The organism is Streptococcus sp. HMSC076C09 (assembly GCF_001837905.1).
Lineage (GTDB): Bacteria > Bacillota > Bacilli > Lactobacillales > Streptococcaceae > Streptococcus > Streptococcus parasanguinis_I.
In genome coordinates, this window is sequence record NZ_KV834622.1 from 26,799 (window position 1) to 51,393 (window position 24,595).

Annotated in this window: 19 protein-coding genes; 1 reads left to right on the forward strand and 18 read right to left on the reverse strand. The window is 41.7% G+C overall.

What is annotated here, in order from left to right; translation table 11 throughout:
- Positions 1-147: 147 nt before the first annotated feature.
- The 13 genes from pepC to rsmH all read right to left on the reverse strand — a co-directional run bounded on the left by pepC (position 148) and on the right by rsmH (position 13,796).
- Entirely contained in the window at positions 148-1,482 is a 1,335-nt protein-coding gene (gene pepC, locus HMPREF2704_RS02255; protein ID WP_009732326.1) for an aminopeptidase C, read from the reverse strand.
- A 67-nt stretch (positions 1,483-1,549) separates the two neighbouring features.
- Positions 1,550-2,101: a GNAT family N-acetyltransferase gene (locus tag HMPREF2704_RS02260; protein ID WP_031575284.1), complete on the reverse strand. Its 552-nt coding sequence runs from the start codon at positions 2,099-2,101 to the stop codon at positions 1,550-1,552.
- A gap of 209 nt (positions 2,102-2,310) precedes the next feature.
- A complete protein-coding gene (gene nadE / locus HMPREF2704_RS02265) occupies positions 2,311-3,135 on the reverse strand; it encodes an ammonia-dependent NAD(+) synthetase (protein ID WP_031575281.1) in 825 nt (274 codons plus the stop codon).
- Positions 3,132-4,592, reverse strand: coding sequence for a nicotinate phosphoribosyltransferase (locus HMPREF2704_RS02270; RefSeq protein WP_070845536.1), 1,461 nt, complete (start codon positions 4,590-4,592; stop codon positions 3,132-3,134). The genes nadE and HMPREF2704_RS02270 overlap by 4 nt, the downstream gene beginning before the upstream one ends.
- A gap of 139 nt (positions 4,593-4,731) precedes the next feature.
- Positions 4,732-5,643: a thioredoxin-disulfide reductase gene (trxB, locus tag HMPREF2704_RS02275; RefSeq protein ID WP_070845538.1), complete on the reverse strand. Its 912-nt coding sequence runs from the start codon at positions 5,641-5,643 to the stop codon at positions 4,732-4,734.
- Between the two features lie 59 nt (positions 5,644-5,702).
- Positions 5,703-5,930, reverse strand: a complete 228-nt coding sequence (locus HMPREF2704_RS02280; protein ID WP_003003995.1) for a DUF4059 family protein — start codon at positions 5,928-5,930, stop codon at positions 5,703-5,705.
- Between the two features lie 81 nt (positions 5,931-6,011).
- A complete protein-coding gene (locus HMPREF2704_RS02285) occupies positions 6,012-6,755 on the reverse strand; it encodes an amino acid ABC transporter ATP-binding protein (RefSeq protein WP_003003991.1) in 744 nt (247 codons plus the stop codon).
- Positions 6,755-7,555: an amino acid ABC transporter permease gene (locus HMPREF2704_RS02290; RefSeq protein WP_024054761.1), complete on the reverse strand. Its 801-nt coding sequence runs from the start codon at positions 7,553-7,555 to the stop codon at positions 6,755-6,757. The genes HMPREF2704_RS02285 and HMPREF2704_RS02290 overlap by 1 nt, the downstream gene beginning before the upstream one ends.
- 196 nt (positions 7,556-7,751) lie before the next feature.
- Positions 7,752-9,095, reverse strand: coding sequence for a DEAD/DEAH box helicase (locus HMPREF2704_RS02295; protein WP_070674537.1), 1,344 nt, complete (start codon positions 9,093-9,095; stop codon positions 7,752-7,754).
- Positions 9,096-9,229: 134 nt separating this feature from the next.
- Positions 9,230-10,222: a phospho-N-acetylmuramoyl-pentapeptide-transferase gene (mraY, locus tag HMPREF2704_RS02300; RefSeq protein ID WP_070674540.1), complete on the reverse strand. Its 993-nt coding sequence runs from the start codon at positions 10,220-10,222 to the stop codon at positions 9,230-9,232.
- A gap of 1 nt (position 10,223) precedes the next feature.
- Positions 10,224-12,506 (reverse strand): penicillin-binding protein PBP2X, encoded by a 2,283-nt coding sequence (gene pbp2X / locus HMPREF2704_RS02305; protein ID WP_070674543.1) that lies wholly within the window; start codon positions 12,504-12,506, stop codon positions 10,224-10,226.
- On the reverse strand, positions 12,499-12,834 hold the full coding sequence (gene ftsL, locus HMPREF2704_RS02310) for a cell division protein FtsL (RefSeq protein WP_003003929.1): 336 nt from the start codon (positions 12,832-12,834) through the stop codon (positions 12,499-12,501). The genes pbp2X and ftsL overlap by 8 nt, the downstream gene beginning before the upstream one ends.
- Positions 12,835-12,845: 11 nt before the next feature.
- Positions 12,846-13,796 carry a 16S rRNA (cytosine(1402)-N(4))-methyltransferase RsmH gene (gene rsmH / locus HMPREF2704_RS02315; RefSeq protein ID WP_024054758.1) on the reverse strand — a complete coding sequence of 317 codons (951 nt, stop codon included), beginning with the start codon at positions 13,794-13,796 and terminating at the stop codon, positions 12,846-12,848.
- 150 nt (positions 13,797-13,946) lie between these two features.
- Between rsmH and HMPREF2704_RS02320 the strand changes: the two genes are divergently transcribed.
- Positions 13,947-14,126 (forward strand): hypothetical protein, encoded by a 180-nt coding sequence (locus HMPREF2704_RS02320; RefSeq protein WP_042759811.1) that lies wholly within the window; start codon positions 13,947-13,949, stop codon positions 14,124-14,126.
- Positions 14,127-14,384: 258 nt separating this feature from the next.
- Here the strand turns inward: HMPREF2704_RS02320 and HMPREF2704_RS02325 are convergent, their stop codons facing one another.
- From HMPREF2704_RS02325 to HMPREF2704_RS02345, 5 genes are all read right to left on the reverse strand, one after another.
- Entirely contained in the window at positions 14,385-15,767 is a 1,383-nt protein-coding gene (locus tag HMPREF2704_RS02325; RefSeq protein ID WP_070845540.1) for an amino acid permease, read from the reverse strand.
- A gap of 163 nt (positions 15,768-15,930) precedes the next feature.
- Entirely contained in the window at positions 15,931-16,188 is a 258-nt protein-coding gene (locus HMPREF2704_RS02330) for a DUF896 family protein (RefSeq protein ID WP_003010384.1), read from the reverse strand.
- Positions 16,189-16,221: 33 nt separating this feature from the next.
- On the reverse strand, positions 16,222-18,258 hold the full coding sequence (gene glyS / locus HMPREF2704_RS02335) for a glycine--tRNA ligase subunit beta (RefSeq protein ID WP_070845543.1): 2,037 nt from the start codon (positions 18,256-18,258) through the stop codon (positions 16,222-16,224).
- Positions 18,259-18,540: 282 nt separating this feature from the next.
- Positions 18,541-19,458 carry a glycine--tRNA ligase subunit alpha gene (gene glyQ, locus HMPREF2704_RS02340; RefSeq protein ID WP_002886077.1) on the reverse strand — a complete coding sequence of 306 codons (918 nt, stop codon included), beginning with the start codon at positions 19,456-19,458 and terminating at the stop codon, positions 18,541-18,543.
- 509 nt (positions 19,459-19,967) lie between these two features.
- Positions 19,968-24,386 carry a S8 family serine peptidase gene (locus tag HMPREF2704_RS02345; protein WP_070845545.1) on the reverse strand — a complete coding sequence of 1,473 codons (4,419 nt, stop codon included), beginning with the start codon at positions 24,384-24,386 and terminating at the stop codon, positions 19,968-19,970.
- Positions 24,387-24,595: the final 209 nt, after the last annotated feature.

Below are 24,595 nucleotides of genomic sequence, written 5' to 3' on the forward strand. Positions count from 1 at the left end.
AGGCACTCGGAATTATTGAGACCTTAGACTCAATAATTAGTCATGGAACTTTAAAGAAGTTCGCTGACGTCCGTACTCACCTAAGGAAAGTTTTTAAGATATTTTGTCTTCAATCTGAAAAGAGCCTTTCGGCTCTTTTCTATATCATTATTTTGCTAAAGCTCCCATTGGATCCCACGGTGCTAGGACAATTGGTTCTGCTTCATAGGCTGCTAATTCGTCTGCTGTTAGGAATTCTTTACGAACCACGATTTGATAGGTATATTCATCCATCCAAGCATCAGAAGCCACAAAGTAACCATCTGTACCGACCTTGTCTCCCCATGAATTTTCAACCTTCCATTTACGAGGCTGACCTGCTTCGTCTAAATCAACCCCTGTCAAGACCATAGCGTGTGTCATGAGACTTTCTGCATAGTCCAAGCGACCCGCCTTGTCTTGTGTCAAATGAATGTCCATGCCTGCTTCAAAATCGTAGACATCTGTTGCCAGGATTCCGGCTTTACGGTTGCTGACTTGGCCTACATCTGAACCAAACCAGACAGTTTCTCCTGCTTTCATTTGAGCAATGGCTAATTCTTTCAATCGATCCATTGGAACATTTAGGTAGCGGACTGGACGGCTACCAACCACATTGCCCAGCATATCTACGGTGTAAGATTTTCCATATGGCTTATCTGTAGTTGGGGCATTGATAATGGAGACGTAATCGTCTAATTGAAGGTCTACATATTTTTTGTAGAAGCTTTGTGGAGTTAAGCCACTTTCGGTATGGAATTGGTTGTCCTTATCACGGTATGAAAAGTCAAATTCACGCGGAGGCAATCCTAAAGACATAGCCAAGAAGTTAAAGATTTCTTGCAACAACGCTTGTTTCTTGCTCGCAACTGCCTCACTATCTGCGCCTGAGTGAATCAAGTCACGCAAGATTTGCGCATCTTGACGCAAGAGTTTATTGAGGTAGGTGTTCAATTCCCGGCTATTACTTGAAGAAATCGATTCCGGATAAACTGATTTTGGAACCACTCCGTATTTCTCAAAGAGGGATACCACCATATCCCATTGACCACCATCTTGTTGTGGGGTTTGTAGGAGAAAAGCCACCTTACGGCTGGTCAATTCTTGATCTGCTGTAGCAATCACTTGCTCCAAAAACCAGTTTGATTTTTCATACTTATCCCAAAAGAAAGTATGTGCTTGAGACAATTCAAAATCCTCCAATTGGAAGCTTGAAATCATCTTGTGACGGAAGGTATTTAAAGCCGCAAACATCCAACAACGTCCAGATGCTTTTTGGTTTGTCACCTTATCCTTGGTCAAATCAAGTGAAAAAACTGGTGTATTTTCTACTGCACTCTTGCGCGTTTCAAGCGATGCATGGATCCCATTGTGGGTAACAGCATTTTCAAGAGCCGCATATTTCACATTTGCTTCATAATTAGCATAGAGCTGGTCTGTAAATTCTTTCGTTAATTCTGACATAGCAATCTCCTTTTTTCATTATTTACTATTATAATCCTTTGAGCAGAATCTTCAAGTAAAAATCACCCTATAGAGAGGGATTCTGTTTAGAATAGATGATTTTATCCCCGCAATATCCTTTGCGTTGAATGGCATGAGGGATGGTTTCTACATACTGCATTCCTGCCTTTTCCATGACTTTCCCTGAAGCAGGATTTAAACTGACATAAGTGGCTTTGATTTCTTTAAATCCGACTTTGTTCAATAAGAAATCCAAAACAGCTATGACGGCTTCTGTCATGAATCCCCGCCCCCAGAATTTCTTGCCAAGGATATAACCTAGCTCGCATGATTGACTTTCCTGGTCTTGAGAAACCACACTAATATCTCCAATTACCTGATCCAGTGATGTTTTCAAACAAAGCGCCCATTTATAAGTATCTGGTTTACGATACTGTTCGATCCATCTTTTGATCGATTCTCTGGTTCTCTCAGTAGATGCATGGGCATCCCAAGTGACATATTTCAGGGTTTCAGGATCCGAAGCCCAATTTTCAAACATCGCTGGTGCATCTTCCAAAACGAAAGGCCTCAAGTATAAATGCTCTGTCTCTATGACAAGACTTCCAAGATGATTCATAGATTGTCTCCCTTCATTTTTTCATGCAACTTGAACGTTGCAAGTTGGTTACTTTAATCTAGAAGAAAAGGACGGATGAAATCGCCCTTCTTTTTGATGCTTTTCACAATATTGTATGGTGAGACTACGAAATCGAACTCTGCGAGTTACCGATTTCTGTCTCGTTTTCCTATTTTAAGACTCGGGCTAAAAAGGTCCAGTGGACCTTTTTACTCCCAGAAATGATCAAATACTGTGATTGGCAGGTGGCGTTTGTGTTGGCCTTTGTACCACCATTTTTCAATAGTGGCTTGAGCTTCTGGGCTCACTTGTTTGCCTTCTAGGTAATCATCGATTTCATTATAGGTGACACCCAGCGCTACTTCGTCTGCTATTCCTGGTTTTTCTTCTTCCAAATCTGCAGTTGGGATTTTCTCATAGAGAGCAGGATCAGCTCCCAAGGCTTTAAGCAATTGTTTTCCTTGGCGCTTGTTCAAACGGAAAAGGGGTAAAATATCTGCACCACCATCTCCAAATTTTGTGAAGAAACCTGTAATATTTTCCGCTGCATGGTCCGTCCCAATAACGGCTCCACTCCGCGCACCTGCTAAAGCATACTGAGCAATCATGCGACTGCGAGCCTTGATATTGCCCTTGTTGAAGTCGGAGATATCCGTTCCTGTTGCTTCGACAGCGCGTTCCATGGCATCAACTGATTCCTTGATGTTAACGACTAGGCTGACATCTGGCTGGATAAAGGTCAAAGCTTTTTGAGCATCTTCTTCATCTGTCTGTACCCCATAAGGAAGGCGAACAGCAATAAATTGATAGGAGGCATCTCCTGTCTCTGAGCGCATTTCTTCCATGGCTAATTGAGCTAATCGCCCAGCAAGAGTCGAATCTTGTCCTCCTGAGATCCCTAATACAAATGTTTTCAAGAAGGGATGTTTTTTTAGATATCTTTTTAAGAAATCAACCGAGCGGCGAATCTCTTCCTGAGGATCAATGCTAGGCTTGACACCCAATTGTTGGATAATCTCTTCTTGCAAACTCATTTTGCTTCTCCTTCTCCATTGGCCTTGTTACGCATTTCCTCGATTAGATCCATCTTATCCTGCCAAATATCTTTTGCCAAGTCAACTGGGTAATGCTGTGGATTAAGGACACGCTTGTATTCATCCCACAATTGATCGTAATTTTTACGAGCATATTCTTGAATTTCTGATAATGGTGGTAGTTGATAAACCAATTGCCCCTCTTTAAAAATATCCACTAAAAGAGGAATAGCCTCAAAGTTTCGGACCGTTTTATTGATGTAGGTATAAGTCGGATGGAACATTTTAAGTTCTGTCAGTTGAGAAACATCTACTCCATCATAAGTAATGTAGTCCCCTTCTGACTTACCTTTTTCACGACTCGTAATCCGCCAGACTTGCTTTTTACCTGGAGTAGAAACTTTCTCTGCATTATTAGAAAGCTTGATGGTATTGATCATCTCTCCTGCTTCGTTTTCAACAGAAACAATTTTGTATACCGCCCCAAGTGCTGGTTGATCATAAGCTGTAATGAGCTTGGTTCCCACACCCCAAACATCAATTTTGGCTTTTTGCATTTTTAAGTTGAGGATGGTATTTTCATCCAAGTCGTTAGAAGCGTAGATTTTAGCATTTGTAAACCCAGCCTCATCTAATTGCTGGCGAACTTTTTTAGAAATATAGGCAATATCTCCTGAATCAATCCGAACGCCTAAGAAATTGATCTTCTCTCCCATTTCACGCGCTACCTGAATAGCTGCTGGCACCCCAATACGAAGGGTATCATAGGTATCTACGAGGAAGACACAATCTTTATGGGTTTCCGCGTAGGCCTTAAAGGCTTGGTAGTCATTTCCATATACCTGTACAAGAGAATGGGCATGGGTTCCTAAAACAGGGATTCCAAAGAGTTTTCCTGCCCGAACATTACTAGTCCCATTAGCACCTCCGATGACTGCCGCACGAGTTCCCCAAATCGCAGCATCCATTTCTTGCGCGCGGCGTGTCCCAAATTCCATTAAGGGCTCATCTTCAATGACCGAACGAATGCGTGCAGCCTTTGTGGCTATTAAGGTTTGAAAGTTGACGATATTTAAGAGGGCTGTTTCCACCAATTGACACTGAGCCAGAGGGCCTTCGACCTGGACAATTGGTTCATTGGCAAAAACTAAGTCACCTTCTTGAGCCGAGCGTACTGTCAGTTCCAACTTAAGATCACGGAGATATTCCAAGAAGGCTCCATGATAACCAAGTGACTCTAAATAGGCAATATCGCTCTCAGAAAAACGCAAGTTTTCCAAATATTTCACAATTCGCTCTAAGCCAGCAAATACAGCATAGCCGTTTTTAAAAGGCTGTTGACGAAAATACACTTCAAATACAGCATGTTTATTGTGGATACCTTGATCAAAATAGACCTGCATCATGTTGATTTGGTATAAATCAGTATGCAAGGTTAAACTGTCATCTGGATACATATGAATACCTCTTTTTTTAGATTTGTTCTATGAATTCCTACCATAAAATTAGTACCATTATAGCACATTTCAGCCCTATTGAATACTGAAAGGAAAGCACGAAAAAAATCTGAGGCACAAACCTCAGATTTTTTAAGCATTAAAAGTTTTCTGTGATATATTTATAAACTTCTTGGCCAGCAATCGCACCGTCTCCGACTGCTGTCGTCACTTGACGTAGGTCTTTTTGACGAACATCACCAACCGCAAAAATACCTGGGACTTTGGTTCTCATATGATCATCCGTCACCACCCAGCCATTTTCATCTAAAATACCAAGTTCCGTCGCAAAATCACTGACAGGATCTAAACCGACATAGATAAAGACACCACCGAAGGCCTGCTCTCTAACCACTCCTGTCTTCACATCTTTTAAAAGGACAGACGTTACTTTTTGTTCACCCTTAATTTCTTCAACAACCGTATTCCAAGCAAAGTGAATTTTATCATTGGCAAAGGCACGGTCTTGAAGAACTTTTTGGGCACGCAACTGATCACGACGATGGGCAATGGTCACTGTTTTTGCAAACTGAGTCAAAAAAACAGCTTCTTCTACCGCAGAATCGCCACCACCAACGACCAAGAGATCCTCGTCTCTAAAGAAAGCTCCATCACAAACAGCACAGTAGGAAACCCCTCTACTATTCAGCTCCTCTTCACCAGGGACATTCAATGAACGGTGGTTAGACCCTGTTGCAATCACAAGAGTTTTAGCTTCAAATTCCCCGTCATCTGTGACAATCTTTTTGGTTGCTCCGTGGTCTTCGATGCGCTCTACCTGACCAAACAAATGTTCCACACCAAGATTTTCTAAGGGTTCAAACATTTTTTCAGCCAACTCCGGGCCACTAATATTGGCATAGCCAGGATAGTTTTCAATGTCAGACGTATTGTTCATTTGGCCGCCTGGAATCCCTCTCTCAATCAATGCGACTTTTAAATTACTTCGTGCTGCATAAAGGGCCGCAGTCATCCCTGCAGGACCTGCTCCAATAATCACTGTATCAAACATACTCAACCTCTTTTCCGTTTCGTTGTAATCATTATAATTCTAACACGGTATTTTTGCAATTATCGTGCTTGAAAGATAAACAAGATCCCTATGACCGCAAAGGTTAAAATAGGAATCGTCATGATATCAATTAAGAGGATATCATACAAATGCGCTTGTCTTTGCTTGGCTGTTTTATCTTTCTTCTTAAGGGCACGGTAGCCAATCCAAATACAAGAAGCGATCCCAACTAAAATCGTTGTCGTCACTAAACTTTGTAAATATAAGGACAATAATTTATTTAACATCACGACTCCAAATATTTTTACATTTTCAGAAAACAAACCCAGCTAGCATCGCCAGCTGAGTCTTACCTCTCCTCTATTATATCAAACATAGGTCCGTTTGTAACTAGCAAAGAATTCTTTTGTCCGTTCTTCTTTTGGATGTTGCATGATTTCCTCTGGTGTTCCAGATTCAATAATCCGTCCTTTATCCAAAAATAGGACCTTATCTGCTACTTGCGCTACAAAAGACATATCATGGCTGACCAGTACCATGGTTTGTCCTGATTTTGCTGCATTGGCAATGGATTTTTCAACTTCTCCAACCAATTCTGGATCCAAGGCCGAAGTCGGTTCATCCAGCAAAAGAACCTCTGGTTTCATGGCCAAGGCACGGGCCAAAGCCACCCGTTGTTTTTGTCCACCTGAGAGGTGACGAGGATAGTGATTTTCACGATCCGATAAGCCGACTTTTGCCAGTTCTTCTCGAGCAATTTTCGTTGCTTCTTGGTCGGATAAGCCCTTCACAACAATGAGCCCTTCTTTCACATTTTCAAGAGCTGTTTTTCTACCAAACAAATTAAACTGTTGGAACACCATGGCCAATTTTCTTCTTAAGGTCAAGATTTGATCTTGGGTAATGTGCTCAAAATCAACCTCGAAATCATCAATCTTAATTCTACCACTGTCTGGAGCTTCCAAATAGTTTAAACTGCGTAAGAAGGTTGATTTACCAGCTCCCGAAGACCCGATTAAGGCCACGACTTCCCCTTTTTGAATTTCCAAACTTAGATTATTTAAAACCTTTTGACCTGAAAATGTCTTTGATAATTCTGAAATATAAATCATTAGATCCGGACCTCCTGATCTGGTAAATCAATTGCTACGGGAGTCTCAATATCCAGTCGACGTTCAATGTGACGGCCTAGTATTTCAATGAGAATGTTCACAATCCAGTAAACAATCGATACCGTGATAAAGCGTTCAAAGTACTTCAAATCGCTCCCCCCAATAATCCGTGCTTGGGCAAAAATTTCAACTACACTGGCACTAAAGGCTAGCGAGGTCCCCTTGGTCAAGCCAATGAGAGAGTTGATTAAAGTAGGAGTTGCAACGACTGCTGCATTGGGAATAATAATCCGGCGATAAACTTGACGGTTGGTCATTCCAAGACTACGCGCTGCCTCAATTTCACCAGGATCCACTGATAAAATGGCTGCCCGGATGGTCTCACTCGCATAAGCCGCCTCATTAAAGGCAAGAGCCACAATTGCAAATAACTCAGCTGGAATGGCATTAATATTAAAAGCTGTTCCATAAGACTGATTGATCGCTTTTAAAATAAGAGGAATCCCATAATAGGTCAACATCAACTGAACCAACAAAGGAGTCCCCCGCAAAAAACTGACAAAAACAGCTTGAATCGGGTAAAGAATTCGTACACGATTAATTTTGACCAGAGCAAAAATCATGGCAAAAATAATCCCAAAAAATGCGCCTCCTAGGGCTAATAAAATCGTCACAGGCAATTTCCCAATGACTGCCGGAAATGCATCCAATACGGCTCTCAAACTAAACAGCTTGCTATCTGGAACGTGTTTTAAAAAGTCAGCATACCAGTTGGCAGCTAAAAGATTAGTTGTAAACATTTTTGTTACTTCCTTTCTCGAACATAAACATTCTATCACATTCACTATCGGAATTCCAAAAATTGCTACAGAAATAGAAAAATGATAGACTACTCAAATTTAGTCTATCATAATTTTAGACAAGTTCCTAATAGTTTTTCTTTATGGAGTTCATAAAGAAAATCTATGTTTTCTTCTGAACATTTGAAAGAAGGGGTTAGAAAGTTTGGCGTTTGGCCTTTCGTTCCGCCCGGCCACGCGCACGGTTTTCAGCTCGCTTAGCTTTTCTCCGCTTTTCATCAACTGCCCATTTGATTTTTTTCTTGTAGCCTGGTTTGATTTTTTTCTTTTTCTTCTTCACCAGACCAATCATTTCAATGTCGAGTTTCTCTTGCTTTTTCTCACGATTCGCTCGTCTGTCCCGATCATAAGTATCTTCAATAACCCCATTTTTCAACACTTTCGGTACGAAACGAATTCCCATTTTTTCTAGTTCACGGATATCTGAATCATCACTCGGTTGATAAAGAGTAATAGCGACACCTGGTAGACCATTGCGCCCTGTCCGGCCAACACGGTGAACAAAGAAGGAAAGATCTTGTGGAATAGCATCGTTGATGACATGACTCACCCCTTCGATATCAATTCCACGAGCCGCCAAATCGGTGGCCACAATATACTCAAAATCAAGATTTTTAACCTGATTCATGATCCGTTTCCGTTCACGTGGTGGGATATCTCCGTGAATCTTTGCCACTTTCAATCCCTGAGCCACCAAATAGGCAAGGAGATCATCTGCTCTCGTTTTGGTATTAACGAAAATCATGGCCAAATAAGGTTGCAAGGTCTTGGTCAATTGGTAAATTTGCTCATTTTTATCCCGACCCTTGGTGGAAACCAGCCAATTATCGATGGTATCTGAAATCACCGTCTTAGTCTTAATTTGCTCCATGACTGGGTTTGAGAGATATTTTTTCAAGAAAGGCTGCAATTTTTGCGGAATGGTGGCTGAAAAAACTAAAAATTGCAGTTGTTGCGGAAGCCTTGAAGCAATCTTATCCACAGTAGACAAGAATCCCATGTCCAGTGTCATATCTGCCTCATCTACCACAAAAGTATGGGCCTTATGAATAGCCAGATCACCCGATGCAACCAGATCATAAATCCGGCCTGGAGTTCCAATCACGATATGTGGTTGTTTGACCTGCAGTTTTTCAATCTGACGGCTTTTATCCGTTCCTCCAACATAATTTACAATCCGAATCTCTTTTTCAGAATGACTAGCGATTTGACGAGCAGCTTGGTAAATTTGCGTCGCCAACTCCCGACTAGGAGCCGTGATGACCGCTTCTACTTGTTGGCTGTCTTCATTTAAGGTTTGAAAAATCGGCAAGAGGAAAGTATGGGTTTTCCCAGAACCTGTCTTTGACTCTCCTACCAAATCATTTCCAGCTAGGACAATCGGAATTAGTTTTTCCTGTACTTCGGTTGCTTCTCTAAAATTGATTTCTTTCAGTGCCTCTTGAATATAAGGCTTAAAATTAAACTCTGTAAATTTCATTTTCTCAGTTCCTTTCATGATCTCTATTATTATATCAGAAAAGCTGTCTTCTTGCCTCTCTTATGAGTCATTTTTCCTAACCAGCGAATTCTCTCTGAGTCAGTAAAAAAACGATGGGCAAGCCCACCGTCGTTTTATAGGTAGAGAAGAACTAGAGTCACGACACTTGTCACCAAGGCAATGCTCCACATAAAGGCATCCACTTTCCATTCTGACCAGTTTCGGCCATTGCCAGAAAGGCCACCCAATTCTAAATGATGGTGGAAAGGAGTCATTCGGAAAATCCGACGTCCTTCCCCGTACCGTTTCTTGCTCCATTTGAAATAGGTCACTTGTAGCATCACTGAACCTGTTTCAATAACATAGACCAGACCAATTAAGAGCAGCGTCCACTCCACATGCAAAGCCATTGACAAGGCTGCAAGCATCCCTCCAAGAGCTAGACTACCGACATCTCCCATAAAGATTTTAGCCGGCTTGTGGTTGAAGACAAAGAATCCGAGCAAAGCCCCAATCATACTCAAGGTTACAAAGAGAATGTCCCATTTTCCTTGCATATAGGCAATAAAGGAATAGGCACTCAGGCTAATAGCAACGGAGATGCTGGCTAATCCATCGATCCCATCTGTCAAATTGACAGCATTTGAGAAACCAACCAACCAAAATAAAGCAAAGAGAATGTAGAAATGGCCCAAGTAAAGTTCATATCCGAAAACATTCAAAAGGCTTCCTGCACCGTGGCGTTCAGAAAAAATATAGAAGATGATTCCACCAACAAGTTGAAGGGCCAATTTTTGTTTTGGGTTAAGACCTTCATTAATCTTACGAAAAACTTTTAAAAAGTCATCCAAAAATCCAACAATTCCATAAAGAATCAAGATAAATAGAATCAGTTGAACAGGGCGCGTGAAATTTCCAGTCAATACGGTAACGACAAAACTAACTAGAACGGCTGTAATGAGAAATACAACTCCACCCATTGTCGGAGTGCCAGCTTTCGCTTTGTGTTGTTTCACATCTTCGTGCATTTGTTGCCCAGAAATATGAGCACGATGGTAAAATCGAATAAAGGCTGGAATAGCAGCCACTGTTAATAGAAACGATACAAGGATCGTAGCAATATACATCTTAGTCTCCTAATGTTAACGTAATCTTTTTAGTTTTATTGAGTGAGGTGTTCATTTTGACACTTTGTTTAGTTACTTTCTTTCCACTACCTTTATAGGTAATCTCAATTCCAGTCCATTCTCCAAAGATGTCCGCATTTTTCTTAGTCCAACCATACATATCTGGAACCGCATCAAAGTCTTCTGTCAATAACAATACTTGCTGATTGGCTTTGACTTTAGAGCCTACATCCACAGACATTTTGCGGATATTTTTCCCGGTTCCTAGGACAATTGGTTGCACCAAATTGCGACGCAATTCTTCTGAATAAGCACCTGGGCTCAAATTTTGTTTCAGATTCAACTCCTTAGAGAGAGTTTCTACTGAAGGGATTTTGTAGGTCGTTTCTTTGGTCACACCATCCAACGTTGGTGCTTCTGATGTTAGATGCAATTCGTCTTTTAAAGCAACTGCATCTTCCAAAATAGGATTGACCAGCTCTTCCCAGCTGGTCGCTGAGAATTTCACTTCTGGTTGTTGGACCGTCACATACATGATGAATTCAGGATCTTCTGCAGGTGTCATGGCTACAACCGAGTTGATATAATCATTTTCTCCTTGTAAGTATCCTTGATCTGTCGCCATTTGGGCAGTCCCTGATTTCACCGCAACGTTTTGACCGGGTACCTGAATGATGGGTCCATCGCTGTACAAGGTTCCATACTCTGGATCTGTTCCGACGGTGATCATATAGTTCCGTGTCTGTTGCGCAGCTGATCCTGAAACTGGTTTTCCAACAACTTCTTTTTTTGATTTGCGGGCTGTGTCTGATTTTTTATCGTAAATAGCACTAATAAACTTCGGCTCCAACATTTGCCCATCATTAGCGATGGCACTAAAGGCCCGCAACATCTGCGTTTGGGTGACAGATATCCCTTGTCCAAAGGCAGACATAGCTTGAGTAACATAGTTATCACCCGGAAGGCTTCCAAAACTCTCATCGCCCATGCCAAAACGGGTAGAGAGACCAAATTTGAAGCGGTGGAGGTAATTCATCCAGACGTTATTTCCCATCTTCTGCTCTAGCTTGGTCATCCCAATATTACTAGAATAGGCAAAGCCCTGAGCAATGTTCATATAGCGTCCATCCATCAAGCCCATATTGACATCCCAGTCACGAATCGTCGCATCTTTTACTTGTAGTTCGTTACTGTAGTATACTTCATTATAGGCTGGGAAGGTTCCATGATCAATCGCCGAAGCTAATAACATGACCTTCATCGTTGAACCCGGTTCATATTGACCTTGATAAAGGATGGTATTCCAGGTTTTCAAGTTTTTCAGATCCAACCCTTGTTTGGTATCCGCATTATAGGATGGACGTTGCGTTGTCGCCAGGATTTCTCCAGTTTTTGCACTCACAAGAGTCGCACTAACATACTTTCCTTTTACTTTTTCTTGGAAAACATCCATTCGGGTTTCGAGATAGGTTTGAAGTTCCGCAGAAAGGGTTGTGTATACATCCTTCCCATCTTCTGTTTTGACAGAAACCTTATCTGAACCAGGAACGATATTCCCGTTTCGGTCTTTGTCATAGGTGATAACCCCATTTTGACCAGCGAGAATACGATCGAGGGATTTCTCCATTCCTGATTGCCCCTTCAAGGTTTTATTCCCCTCTTTATCTTCTTGAAGAGAGGCCTGCCCTATAAATTGAGAGGCAAAAACTCCATTTTTATAGCTTCGATTTGGACTAGTTGTAAAGGCAACCCCTTCAATCTTCGCTGCTTCCATGGCCTCACGGATAGCTGTCATATTACTATAAGTAATGCCGTTTCCGTTCGATCCAAAAGAAACTTGTTTCAATTTCTTTTGCGACAACTGTTGAATGACGTAATCCTCATCCATCCCTAAGTACTGCTTAAAGATTTCTGCTACTTTTTTAAATTGGCTCTCTTCTACATAGAGGATTTTTCCGGTTGCTGATTTGTACTTTTTATCAATAACAGCATAAACGTTATAGGTCGTCGCATCTTCAGCAATTACTGCTCCATTTCGGTCATAGATCGTTCCACGTTTTGCAGGAACAATAACCGTCTCCTCATGGACTTTTTTTGCTTGATCCGATAAGGTCACACCGAATTTTTTGTCAGTCCCAATAATCATTGCAAAATTAATCAGAAAGAGAAAAAAGAGGAAAATCGCCAGTACACTGAGATTTTTCCCAACTTGTTTTCGATTCTGATCCGGCAAGCGACGTTTCTTTATCGAATACCTGATTAAAAATTTTTTAAATTTATTCATCACTACTTGCACTCACTGTTTTTCGATTTTCTTTTTGCAGCTTCATTCCTTGGGAGCTAGCCAACTGTGATAAGCGGTCATAACGTGTTAATTCATTGACCTCTTGACGAACATCTGCCAATTCCGTCTTTTTGGCTTCTAGTTCCGTATTCAAATCAGTCAACTCACTCTGTACTTGTAAAATTCGTGTCTGCATAAAGACGATACTAATGGCTAAAATCACAGCTGTTAGGACAATCGACCCATAAAAAGCCTTTTCTACTCTAGAGAAACGGCGAAAGCGATCTTGCAGTACCTGTGTTCTTGTTCTCTCATCTCTTGCTGCCATATCAATTCCTCTTACTTGTGTATTTTTCGAGCAACCCGTAGTTTTGCTGAATGGGATCGATTATTATCCTCAAGCTCTTCATCACTTGGCAAAATAGGTTTCCGGTTGACTAACTCCATCTTTGGTTTCAAATCATCTGGAATAAAGGGAAGCCCCTTTGGAACCTCAACTGTCGAAGCTTCTTTAAACAATTGTTTGGTCAATCGATCCTCTAACGAATGAAAGGTAATCACAGAAATACGACCATCGAGGGCCAACAAATCCATGGCTTGCTGAATTGATTCATCTGCAGCTCCCAGTTCATCATTGACTTCGATACGAATGGCTTGGAAAATCTGTTTAGCAGGATGGCCCTTTTTCTTGAGCTCCTTAGCTGGTTTAGCAGATTTAATAATCTCTGCTAATTCAGTCGTCGTTTCAATCGGTTTAATTGCTCGTGCTTGCTCAATTTTCCGCGCAATTTGCTTGGAAAATTTGTCCTCTCCATATTTGAAAAAAATACGGACTAGATCATGGTAATCGTAGCTATTTACGACCTCATAGGCTGTCAAGGAAGCTTCTTGATTCATCCGCATGTCCAGTGGCGCATCTTTCTTGTAAGAAAATCCGCGTTCCCGTTCATCTAACTGAGGACTAGACACACCTAGGTCATAACAGATTCCATCAATTTCAGTCACACCCAATTCGTTTAGACGTTCCTTCAAATGACGAAAGTTATCCTTAATGAAGGTCACCATGCCTTTCTCGATGAAAGGTGCCAAACGAATCTTAGCATTCTCAATCGCATGCTGATCTTGGTCAAAGGCATAAAGATGGCCCGATTCATTTAATTTTGTTAACAAATATTCGCTGTGGCCTGCCCCACCCAATGTGGCGTCTACATAGATCCCATCTGGCTTAACATCCAGCATATCGATCGTTTCATGAAGCAAAACCGTTACATGATGAAATTCTTTACTCATATCTTTACTATTTTACCACAAATGGAACCAAGATGCACTCCTGAAAGAAAATTCACTAACTAATCCTATCTGCCCTTTTCGGATCCTACAAAATACCTAGAAAGGCTTGATTTCACTTGTTTCCTCTAGGATTTATGATACAATATTCTTATGAAAATAAGAAAACAGATTCTCATCCCACTTTTATTGGTCGATGCTATCGCTCTCTACTTTTTTCTAACCACTATTGAGGCTTGGATTTTTTGGCTTGCTGCCCTGATCCTAGTCGGCTCACTTTGGTGGTTCAAAAAAGCCATTCAAGGACAAAAAACAGAGATGGAAGAAAAATAATTTCTTCCATCTCTGTTTTTCTTTTAATCACTCCAAGAAATTTCTTAAAAAAGCAAACTAGCTCTGAAATCATAAAGAGAGTGGGACAGAAATCGGTAATTCGTTAGAATTCGATTTCGTCGTCCCACCTCCGCACAGTTGAGTAGGGCTGTAAAAGCTGATGAAATCAGCGTAGTAGAGCCCACTCAACCACTGCGTCTTGCTCGACAATCCAAAGAAAATTGAGAGGCTAGGATTTTTGTCCCACTCTCTTGCGGTTTATTGATTATGTTTCCAATTGCTGTAAATCCCAAAAAGAATGATCCAGATGGTTGCTCCAATCGCTCCAATGTATGTTGATTCTTGCAAGAAGAGACAAACAAATACAAAGAGGAAGAAAACAATGGTCAATGGATTCAACACTTTATAGGCTGGCATGACAAAACCATCTGGCATAAATTCTTTCGATTTACGGTACTTAAGATGGGCGAGCATGGTCAAAATGTAGATAGCAATGTAGACACCAGAAGAAGATGCCGTAATCAAGGCAAAGGCATCTGAGACACCTGGCAACACATTGATAAAGGCTGAAACAGCAACCACAATCGCAGAAAAAATAATCGCGCGACTTGGAATCCCCATACGAGATAAGCTATTCAGTTTCAAACGATTCATCACTTTACTGTTTGGTGTTTCTTTTGCAATCTGGTACAAGTGACGCCCTGTTGAATAGAGGGTGGAATTCAAGGAAGATGCAGCAGCTGTCAGTACAACAAAATTAATCAATCCTGCTGCCCACTTGATGCCTACCATCTGAAAGACCGTTACAAACGGTGACTTATTGACAGGAAGCTGTTGCCAAGGGAAAATAGCCATAATCGCTAACAAAGCCCCTACATAAAAAATTACAATTCGGATTGGAATTTCTTTAATGGCTTTTGGCAATACTTGGCGGGGATTAGCGGTTTCAGAAGTAGTAATTCCAACAAACTCGATCGCTTGGTAAGCAAAGAAGACCATTTGGAAGGCCATGACGAACTTGACCCAACCATTTGGAAACATTTGAAAACCACTAGTAATATTGGTTAAACTAGCGTGTCCAGCTGGTGTTTCAAAGTTCGTCGTCACCATAAAGATCCCTGTTGCGATCAGGGCTAAAATCGTGACAATCTTGATCATTCCAAACCAGAATTCAACCTCTCCAAAAACCTTCACAGCGATCAAGTTTACACAACTTAAAAGTGCTAAAAAGATGATTTGAATCTGCCAGGCTGGCCAATTTGGAAACCAAAGCTGGACATAGTTGGAAACAGCGGTGATCTCTGCCATTCCCAAAAATACCAAGGAGACCCAATAGGACCATCCTGAAAAATAACCCCAACCTTTTCCTAGATACTTGGTGATAAAGTTGATAAAGGTGTGTTGATCAGGGTCCATATAGAGCATTTCTCCGATCGCCCGCATCATCAAGTACATGAAGGCGCCAGTCAGCATATAGACTAAAATAATAGAGGGACCTGTCAAAGAAAGGGAACGACCAGCTCCAAGAAAGAGCCCTGTCCCGATGGTTCCTGCAATAGCGATCAGCTGAACATGCCGATTTTGCAGACCACGAACCATCCCATTTTCGGTTTCTTCACCAGGATGATGTTTTTTTGACATATGATTACTCCAATTCTTTTTCTGTACATTTTCAGAAAAGTATACTTTAAATTTTCACACAATCTACTATACCATGTTTTTAAAAATTGGTCAATCTAGTCCAGAATATTCTGAATTTTATAGATTAAAAAGAGTGCTGGAGTCTCTTCCAGCACTCTTTTGCTTATGAATTAGGGTCATCGAGGCTACGGCCATGCAAACCTTTTTCCCGTTGCACTTGGCGTAGTTTCTCAGGTGTTACATCGTTACCTTCTTCATCCACAATTTTGATCCCTTCAATGTGGTGACGAACCGAACGACGATAACCTTCAATATATTCTTCACGAAGTTTTGCTTGCTCCACTGTTTCTTCTGGCGTCAAACCTTCTGTTTTTTTCTTTTTAGCAAGCTCATTGATCCGAGCAATTTTTTCAGGTGTCATAATAAGACCTACTTTCTACCTGCCATCAGGTACTTATTTTGTGTTCAATTGGTTAAAGGCTGCAACAGCATTGGCTTTAGACACAAGACCTGCAAGAAGGGCCAAACGGTTGTTTTTAACAGCCTCATCTTCTGCCATTACCATAGTATTGTCAAAGAAAGCATCAATGACTGGGCTAAGAGCAAAGAGTTGAGCCAATTTGTCACTTGCTGAACCAGTCAATTCAAGCTCTTCAATCGCTTTAGAAAGGGCTTTTTCTTGATCATTTTCAAAGAGACTAGCGTCGACTTCTACTGAAGCATCTGCTTTTTCTGCCAAGTTGAAAGCACGAGAGAGGGACTCAACAGCCGCCTTGTAACCATCCGTCTTCGCAGCTTCTGAAAGAGCTTCAGCTGCTTCCAGCATATCAGCCACGACAAAGTTTGAACCAGCAAGAACAGCGTCTTTGATATCTTTTGGTGTGCGTCCCATCATCTTGTCCACACGCGCCTTGATGAAGTTGAGCACTTCTGCTTGATTGTCATAGGAAAGGCTATCAAATGAAAGTCCGTAAAGGCTATCAATCAACTCATCCATAGGGATATGCCAACCAAAGGCATCCAAAATTCGAACAATCCCTTGTGTTGCACGACGAAGCGCATAAGGGTCATTGGAACCTGATGGAATCAAGCCAACTGAGAAGAAGGAAAGGAGGGTATCCAATTTATCTGCAAGCGCAAGAATGGCACCAACCTTAGTCTCTGGAAGAGCTCCGTCTGCTGAATCAGGAAGGTAGTGCTCACGGATAGCTGTCGCAACCGCAGCATCTTCACCAGCGAGGAGGGCGTATTTTTCACCCATGATTCCTTGCAATTCATCGAACTCTCCGACCATACCCGTCAAGAGGTCAAATTTGTAGATTTCAGCTGCACGAGCAACGGCTGTCGTTTCTTTAGCAGTCAAACCAGCTTGCTCAGCTAGTGACGCTGCAATAACACCCGCACGCGCCATGTGTTCTGAAAGAGAACCAATTTTTTCATGGAAGGTCACGTTCGCCAATTTAGCAACGAGGTCTTCAATCTTAAGTTTTTGGTCTTCACGCCAGAAGAATTCACCGTCTTCAAGACGTGCCACCAAGACTTTTTCATTTCCTCGGATAACATTTTCCAAGTGCTCAGCGTTACCATTACGGACGGAGATGAAGTTTGGTTTGAGCTGACCATCAAGGTCACGTACAACAAAGTACCGTTGGTGCGTTTCCATTGAGGTCACCAAAACTTCTTCTGGAACATCCAAATACTTAGTATCAAAACTTCCCATAAAGGCAGTTGGGTATTCGACCAAGTTCAAGACTTCATTCAAAAGGCCTTCTTCGATTTGAACTTGAACACCTTGATCTGCCTCGATAGCCTTGATTTGCTCACGAATCATGGTTTCACGTTCTTTGCTATCCGCAATCACGTAAACCGTGCGAAGGTCTTCTTCATAAGAATCCGCATTGGTAATTTCCACTTCATGTCCAAGGAAACGGTGTCCACGACTGACACGACCTGATTGGATATCCAAGAAATCAAGGTCAAGCGCTTCGTCGCCCAAAAGAACGATCAAGGTGTGAACTGGGCGAATGTATTCAAAGGTGTTGTTAGCCCAGTGCATGCTGACAGGGAAGATCAATGAAGCAAGCACTTCTGGAACGCCAGCCAAAACTTCTTTAGCTGGTTTTCCAGCTTCATGTTTTGTAACATAAACGTACTCTTCCCCTTTGACTTCGCGGAATTCAATATCGTCAACCGTCAAACCTTTCCCACGGACGAATCCTTGGGCCGCTTTTGAGAAGTTTCCATCTGCATCCAAGGCGATTTTCTTAGAAGGTCCTTTAAAAACTTCGGTCAAATCTGTTTGTTGATCCGCCAAACCAATGACACGGACAGCCAAACGGCGTGGTGTTGAGAAGGTTTGAATGCTTTCGTATGAAAGTCGGTTGTCATCCAAGAAGGCTGCCATTTTCTCACCGAGTTGTTTTTCACTTGGTGTGACAACGTAGGCTGGCAACTCTTCAAGTCCAAGTTCTACTAATAAGTTTTTTGTCATGTTTTTTCCTTTACAAAATTCTTCTTTTTGATAGGCACCTTAGGTACCGGGGACGTCGCTAACTAACTTTGTGAGGCTGTAGGGAAATCTTCTGTCTCTTTGACATCGATTTCCAACAGTCTCATCAAAGTGGATTTAGCCAACTGATTTTTGAACCTAACGTTTCAAAAATCCCCATCAAGCAGTACGGCGGTGCCTATCCCTTTAGCAAGTCTCCGACTTGCCTCTGGGTAGCCGTACGGGCTCACTTTGTTTGCCCATTTTCCATTCTTGTAACTCTCTTTATTCTTCCTCTTCTGCTAGGAGTTTGGCGCGTGTGGCTTCGTCAAGAAGTGGGTAACCGAGTTTCTTACGTTCTGCAACGAAGGTCTTGGCTACGACACGGGCCAAGTTACGGATGCGGGCAATGTAACCGGCACGTTCTGTAACGGATACTGCTCCACGTGCATCAAGCAAGTTGAAGGTGTGTGAACATTTCAAAACGTAGTCATAGGCAGGGTGAACAAGGCCTAATTCCAAAGCACGCCCTGCTTCTTTTTCAAATTTTTCGAAGTTTTCAAGAAGCATATCTTGGTCAGAAACTTCAAAGCTATATTTTGAGTGTTCATATTCTGGTTGAAGGAAGATTTCTCCGTATTTAACGCCTGGAGCCCACTCAATATCATAAACTGAGTCTACTTCTTGGATGTAAGAAGCCAAACGTTCCAATCCGTAAGTGACCTCAGAAGTTACTGGGCCAGTTGCCAAACCACCAACTTGTTGGAAGTAGGTGAACTGAGTGATTTCCATACCGTCCAACCAAACTTCCCAACCAAGACCAGCTGAACCAGTTGATGGATTTTCCCAGTTATCTTCAACGAAACGGATATCGTGCTCCAAAGGATTGATCCCCAATTTTTCCAATGACTCAAGGTAGAGCTCTTGGATGTTTGATGGTGATGGTTTCATCACCACTTGGAATTGGTGGTGTTGGTAAAGACGGTTTGGGTTTTCCCCGTAACGACCGTCCGCTGGACGACGAGATGGCTCTACATAAGCCGCATTCCATGGCTCAGGACCAATGGCACGAAGGAAAGTGTAAGGACTCATGGTTCCCGCACCTTTTTCATTATCATAAGCCTGCATGAGCATACAACCCTGGTCATTCCAGTATTGTTGCAAAGTAAGGATGATTTCCTGGAAAGTCAATTTTTTAGACATTATTTACTCCTTTTTCTATAATTTCTTGCGACACGAGTCTGTCTCGTTGATCATACGAGGCAAGACGAGTTAGTACTGCGTCTAGCTCAGGCACCTTAATGCTGAGCGTTGGGCAGTCCGACTGTAAGGAGGTATCTGCCACTAACGCAGTGAAAGGTTAGTTTTTTTGACATTGAATACTCCTTATTCATAAAGTTTCTTGTGACTTAGGATACAAAAAGAACCGTGTCTCTGCTCCTAAGTCTATGACCTAGGGGCGTTAGAAACGCGGTTCCACCCTAATTTATTACTTCATTTTATTTTACTTTACTCAGCTTTTTACTGAGAGAAAGCGCCACTTGCTTACCTTGCTCTACTTGGCTCTCACTATCCCAAGCTCGCTAGAAAAACGCCGTAAGCCCTTCTTTCTTGACTAGTATTATAGCAGATTTTTAGTGACTTGTAAATTAAAATCCGCATGAAACAATCGTTTCATACGGATTTTAGGCTAACAAACAATGTTGTTTTTCTTATGGACGTCTTGCAGCTTTTGGTTTTTTACCATGAAGTTTTTTCTTGGCATTCTTCAAGGCTGTCAAAGCATCTTTCACATCTTGTTGGCTTGCTCCTGGATTTGAAAGGATGGTTTGTGCATCCTTGAAGGCTACTAGGTAAGCTTCTTTTTCTTCATTTCCAGCATAGATGAATTTCGCATTCTTTTCTTGGAACTTCAATTCTTCCTTGATGTATTTTTCAAGACTTGAAAAATCAGTTGCTTTCCCGTTTAATTTTCCTTCTGCACGGCTAAGCTCAGCAAGTGCTTGATTGATTTGTTCTTGTTTCACAGTTGGATCAACTGCAAGCAAGGCTACTGTTTGGAAAGCACGATCGTAGTCGCGACGTACTTTTTCTTTGGCATTGGCATAACGACCAGTTTTTGTCGTAGCATCGTAAGCCTGCATCGCTTCTTTCAAGGCCGCAACGTTTGAATCTTTCCCATCCAAAGCTTGGCTGGCAGCTTCAAGACTAGCTAGAGCTTGGTTGACTTGCTCTTGACTAACCTTGTTGGTCAAGGCTGCTTGGGCCGCTTGCAAGGCTTGATCATAGGCTTCCTTCTTATCCGCACTGGCATTGAAGTATTGCGCTGTCTTTGTAACATCTGCTTGGTTGTTCAAAGCAGCTAAGAGATCCACTTTTGAGATCACTCCAATACGGTAATTGTTGTTGCGCCCTGCGACAACTGAAATCACTGGTGCTTCCTCAGCTAGTTCATAGCCTGTAGGAAGAGTTGCAACCAAGGTATATTGACCAGTTGCTACAGATTTACCAAAGCCATTTTTACCATATTTTTCAGCAGGCAAGACAAAGTTTTCACCATCTGCCCCTTTTAATACGATCGTAGCTGCTTTTGAAACCGGTTGATCAAAGCTGATGCTAACTGGTGCATATTCTAAAGTATTGGCAAGAAAAGCAATCGTTTGGAAACTATTATCCTCTGTCAAATCAAATTCTTGGGTCAAGCTGCTGACAAATTTCACTTCTGTACGATCATACGTAAAGATTTCTGCAGTATAATGACCAAAGTTCAAGAAGTTAATATCTTTTGTTTTATCAACCGTTACATATTGACCATTGCTGTCCTTGATACGATACACATACATGGTATCTATATCTTTGTTTGTCTTAGCATCACGCACTGCAATTTGAATACGACCACTATTTTGATCCCGAACTAAATCAGCTAGTGAAACATAGTCTACGTTCCCCGCAAAGTCTTCTACATAGTAGTAGATATTCTTCTTATCGATGTTTTCAGGAAGATCGAAGCTACCATCTGCATTGGCCTTGATCACATGATAATTTTCAAGCGCACGAGTACCATTCTTATCATCACTAGTTTGGACCATTGTTCCCTTATCATCAAATGGTGTGACGTAAACGAGTTTTTCAGATAAGATTCCGCCGTCTCCAACATCTTTGGCTTTACGAGCTACAAACTGTTGTGCCCCATCTTTAAAGCGAATATATCCAGATGTGATCACTGGTTTTTGAGTATCAACTTGAACCTTAAAGGTCGTTGATTGCTCTTCAGCACCAGGAACCATCGGTGTGTAACGAATGACATAATCATATAGACCATCTGCTACTGCATTCCCATTCGCATCAATACCATTCCAAGTAGTATTAGCTAATGTGTAGCTGCGTGGGTTCTTTTGGTCACCGTTGAAGAAGTTCTTACGATGGTCAGATGGAGTTCCTTCCCACAATGGATTTTTATGTTCCGTATCACTTGCTGCATAAACAGTTGCACGAAGGTTTTCAATATTTCGAAGAGCGACTGTCTTGTATTCAACGAGGTCTTTATTTCCATCTTCATTTGGCGAAATGGCAATGCGAACATTCCCATTCTCATCTAATTGAAGAGAATGTGTACCTTCCGCATTTTCTTCAATACCAAGAACTGTAATCCGACGACCATCTCGTTTTCCTTGTGTGAGGAGAAGGTCATTTTGCAGGGTAACAAGCGCAGAAACATTGGCACTAGAGGAGATATTCAAATCTTTTGGAACATGATAGTAGAAGCCATCTTTTCCTTCGCGAACCAAATCATAGATTGGTTTTTCAACAGCTGGAAGGTTTTGGAATTCTCCCTTGAATCCCATAAACGGCAAGCTAACTACATCCCCATCATCTGCTGGATCGACAAAACGAACAAATCCTTCAAGGAAATAGCCATTTGGCATTTCTTTGCTTAATTCTTCTGTGAATTTACTTGTGTCGACTTTCACTGTAACTGTTTCAGAACTATGTGCTTTCACGGTTACTTCAGGCCAAGCAGTTTCTGTTAATTTACGTGGACGTAGGGTAAATTTACCATCCTTCACTTCATCTGTGTCAGTATTCACCAACATTTTCAAGGTACGATCGGTATCTGAAATATTGTGGACTGTGACATCAAAGGTAAAGCTATCTCCAACATTACCAAGAGTAACGCTTGGATAGTTGTTTTCACCAGTCACATACAAGTCTGTTGAAACGGCTGCGGCTGTGTCTACAACCCCTGCTCCTTGTTGGCGTGGAGACGTATAGACACCGGTTTCTTTGTTAACATGTGGTTTAGCCGTAGACATAATCAAGGCTTTCACAGTTGCAGAAACTTGTTCAGGAGTCAATTCTGGATGGTTCTTCACAAGGTATTCTTTGACCAAGGCGGCGACACCTGCCACGTGAGGTGAAGCCATACTAGTACCACTCATATCCCCGTAGGTATTGTCATTTAAAGAAGAGAAGATATTCCCACCAGGTGCTGTGACATCTGGTTTCAACTGACCATCGGTTGTCACTCCCCAGCTTGAGAAATCAGACAATTGGTCTGCTTCTGGAGATGGACGGTTGGCCATAGTATTGTTAAAGACAATTTTGTAGGAACCTGCCTTAAGAGCTTCCCCATAACGTTTTGAAATAAAGACAGATGGGATCTTTTTCGCATCTCCTTCAATTGCCATTCCAAGGTTCGATCCTTCCACATTATTGTAGACCAAAGCTCCTGCTGCACCATGATGGAAGGCATTCGCAATCTTTTCTGAGAATGGAATTTCCCCGCGTTGGATTAAGGCTAATTTACCGGTAAGATCCAGATCTTTGAAATCATCTTCTTTTCCAAGACCAACTGACACATATTCGTACTCTTTGCCTTTTTCAAAATCAGCGTCTGCAGCAGATTTACTGTAATCAAACTTACCGTTATCCGCTTCCGCATTGCCTTCAAGGCCTTTGACTTCAAACACTTCTGTCGTAATAACATTATTATTGATAGAAGCAACAGAGATGGAGTCCTCTACTGTTGAAGGATTTCCGACCAAACCATAATCTGGATTTTCAGCAGAAGGTCTTGAGTAACCATTTCCAAAGCTATTGCTATTTCCTGCAGAAATTAAGACAGATACGCCTTTAGCGCGCGCCCGTTTAATGGCATCCACAATATCTGAATCCGCATTGACCGTAGAACCAGTCGTAGAACCAAGACTCATGTTGATAGTATCTGCACCAAGAGCTACAGCATCATCAATTGCTTTTACATAAAGAGCAGATCCCGTTGTTTTTTGGCGATCTGAGAAGACACGCATAAACATAACTTGCGCTTCTGGTGCTACACCATAGATCTTTTCTCCGTTTCCTGCTGCTTTATCAGGATTCCCTGTTGCAATCCCTGTAACGTGCATCCCATGGGAATCTCTTTCAGCCTCTTTGATATTGTCGGTCCCATCAAAGTAGTCATAAGCGTAGACAACCTTGTCGTTGTACCATTTACCATAATCGATTCCTGCCGCTTTCTTAGCAGCTTCGATTTCTTCTTGGTTTTTAAACTTAGCTTTTGAAGGATCGGTAATCCGAAGAACCTCATGGTTCACATCCAAGCCAGAGTCGATGACGGCGACAACCATCCCTTCCCCTTTATAGCCTTGCTTCCAGGTTTGGGGAACAGTAATAATTTCGTCACTTTCGATGCTTTGAGGTTTTTCAGCTGCCTCATGACGATTCGTTGTTTCCGAACTTGTCGCAGTAGCCACTGCTGTTGCTTTTTCTACAGGTTTTTCCGCTACTTCCGGTTTTGTTTCTGGAACAGTAGCTGCCTCTTTAGGAGCTTCTGTTTTTTCAACAAGAGCTGCTTCTGTTGTATTCGTTGTCTTATCAGCAACTGTTGCTTCTTTTGCAACTTCTACTTTCTCACTAGCAACTGCTTTACTTGCTTCTGTTGCTTGTGAATGCTCTTCTTCAGCAGGTGCCTGTTGAGTAGTGGCTACAAGCTGTGTTCCAGCACTCGTTTGGCTGGCCGCTTGTTCTTCAGCACTCGCTTGTGCAGATCCAAATACCAAAACAGCCCCTAATAAAACTGAGGCTACACCAAATTTGTATTTTCTTAATGAAAAACGTTCTTGTCTATTCATAGAAACTCCCCTTTTATTTTAATAGTAACTATTATAACGCAAAATTATCTGAAAATTCATTCAAAAAACAAAATGTAACACAAATGTAACATTTACGAATATTACTAACTATTAATTTATTTTCGTTCGGAAAAATGTAAATTAGTATGGGAAAGTATTATAGAACATCTGTTTTTATTGGATTTTTAAAATTATTTAATCATTGAAAG

Excerpts from the sequence above, each read along its gene's own strand:
- trxB (WP_070845538.1), bottom strand. The coding sequence starts at position 5,643 with ATGTTTGATACAGTGATTATTGGAGCAGGTCCTGCAGGGATGACTGCG.
- HMPREF2704_RS02320 (WP_042759811.1), top strand. The coding sequence starts at position 13,947 with ATGAAAATAAGAAAACAGATTCTCATCCCACTTTTATTGGTCGATGCT.
- pepC (WP_009732326.1), bottom strand. The coding sequence starts at position 1,482 with ATGTCAGAATTAACGAAAGAATTTACAGACCAGCTCTATGCTAATTAT.
- HMPREF2704_RS02285 (WP_003003991.1), bottom strand. The coding sequence starts at position 6,755 with ATGATTTATATTTCAGAATTATCAAAGACATTTTCAGGTCAAAAGGTT.
- HMPREF2704_RS02270 (WP_070845536.1), bottom strand. The coding sequence starts at position 4,592 with ATGTATCCAGATGACAGTTTAACCTTGCATACTGATTTATACCAAATC.
- HMPREF2704_RS02330 (WP_003010384.1), bottom strand. The coding sequence starts at position 16,188 with ATGACACCTGAAAAAATTGCTCGGATCAATGAGCTTGCTAAAAAGAAA.
- glyQ (WP_002886077.1), bottom strand. The coding sequence starts at position 19,458 with ATGTCTAAAAAATTGACTTTCCAGGAAATCATCCTTACTTTGCAACAA.
- HMPREF2704_RS02290 (WP_024054761.1), bottom strand. The coding sequence starts at position 7,555 with ATGTTTACAACTAATCTTTTAGCTGCCAACTGGTATGCTGACTTTTTA.
- ftsL (WP_003003929.1), bottom strand. The coding sequence starts at position 12,834 with ATGGCAGCAAGAGATGAGAGAACAAGAACACAGGTACTGCAAGATCGC.
- HMPREF2704_RS02345 (WP_070845545.1), bottom strand. The coding sequence starts at position 24,386 with ATGAATAGACAAGAACGTTTTTCATTAAGAAAATACAAATTTGGTGTA.
- HMPREF2704_RS02325 (WP_070845540.1), bottom strand. The coding sequence starts at position 15,767 with ATGTCAAAAAAACATCATCCTGGTGAAGAAACCGAAAATGGGATGGTT.
- HMPREF2704_RS02260 (WP_031575284.1), bottom strand. The coding sequence starts at position 2,101 with ATGAATCATCTTGGAAGTCTTGTCATAGAGACAGAGCATTTATACTTG.
- rsmH (WP_024054758.1), bottom strand. The coding sequence starts at position 13,796 with ATGAGTAAAGAATTTCATCATGTAACGGTTTTGCTTCATGAAACGATC.
- glyS (WP_070845543.1), bottom strand. The coding sequence starts at position 18,258 with ATGACAAAAAACTTATTAGTAGAACTTGGACTTGAAGAGTTGCCAGCC.
- HMPREF2704_RS02295 (WP_070674537.1), bottom strand. The coding sequence starts at position 9,095 with ATGAAATTTACAGAGTTTAATTTTAAGCCTTATATTCAAGAGGCACTG.
- pbp2X (WP_070674543.1), bottom strand. The coding sequence starts at position 12,506 with ATGAATAAATTTAAAAAATTTTTAATCAGGTATTCGATAAAGAAACGT.
- HMPREF2704_RS02280 (WP_003003995.1), bottom strand. The coding sequence starts at position 5,930 with ATGTTAAATAAATTATTGTCCTTATATTTACAAAGTTTAGTGACGACA.
- nadE (WP_031575281.1), bottom strand. The coding sequence starts at position 3,135 with ATGAGTTTGCAAGAAGAGATTATCCAACAATTGGGTGTCAAGCCTAGC.
- mraY (WP_070674540.1), bottom strand. The coding sequence starts at position 10,222 with ATGTATATTGCTACGATCCTTGTATCGTTTCTATTAACAGTGGCTGCT.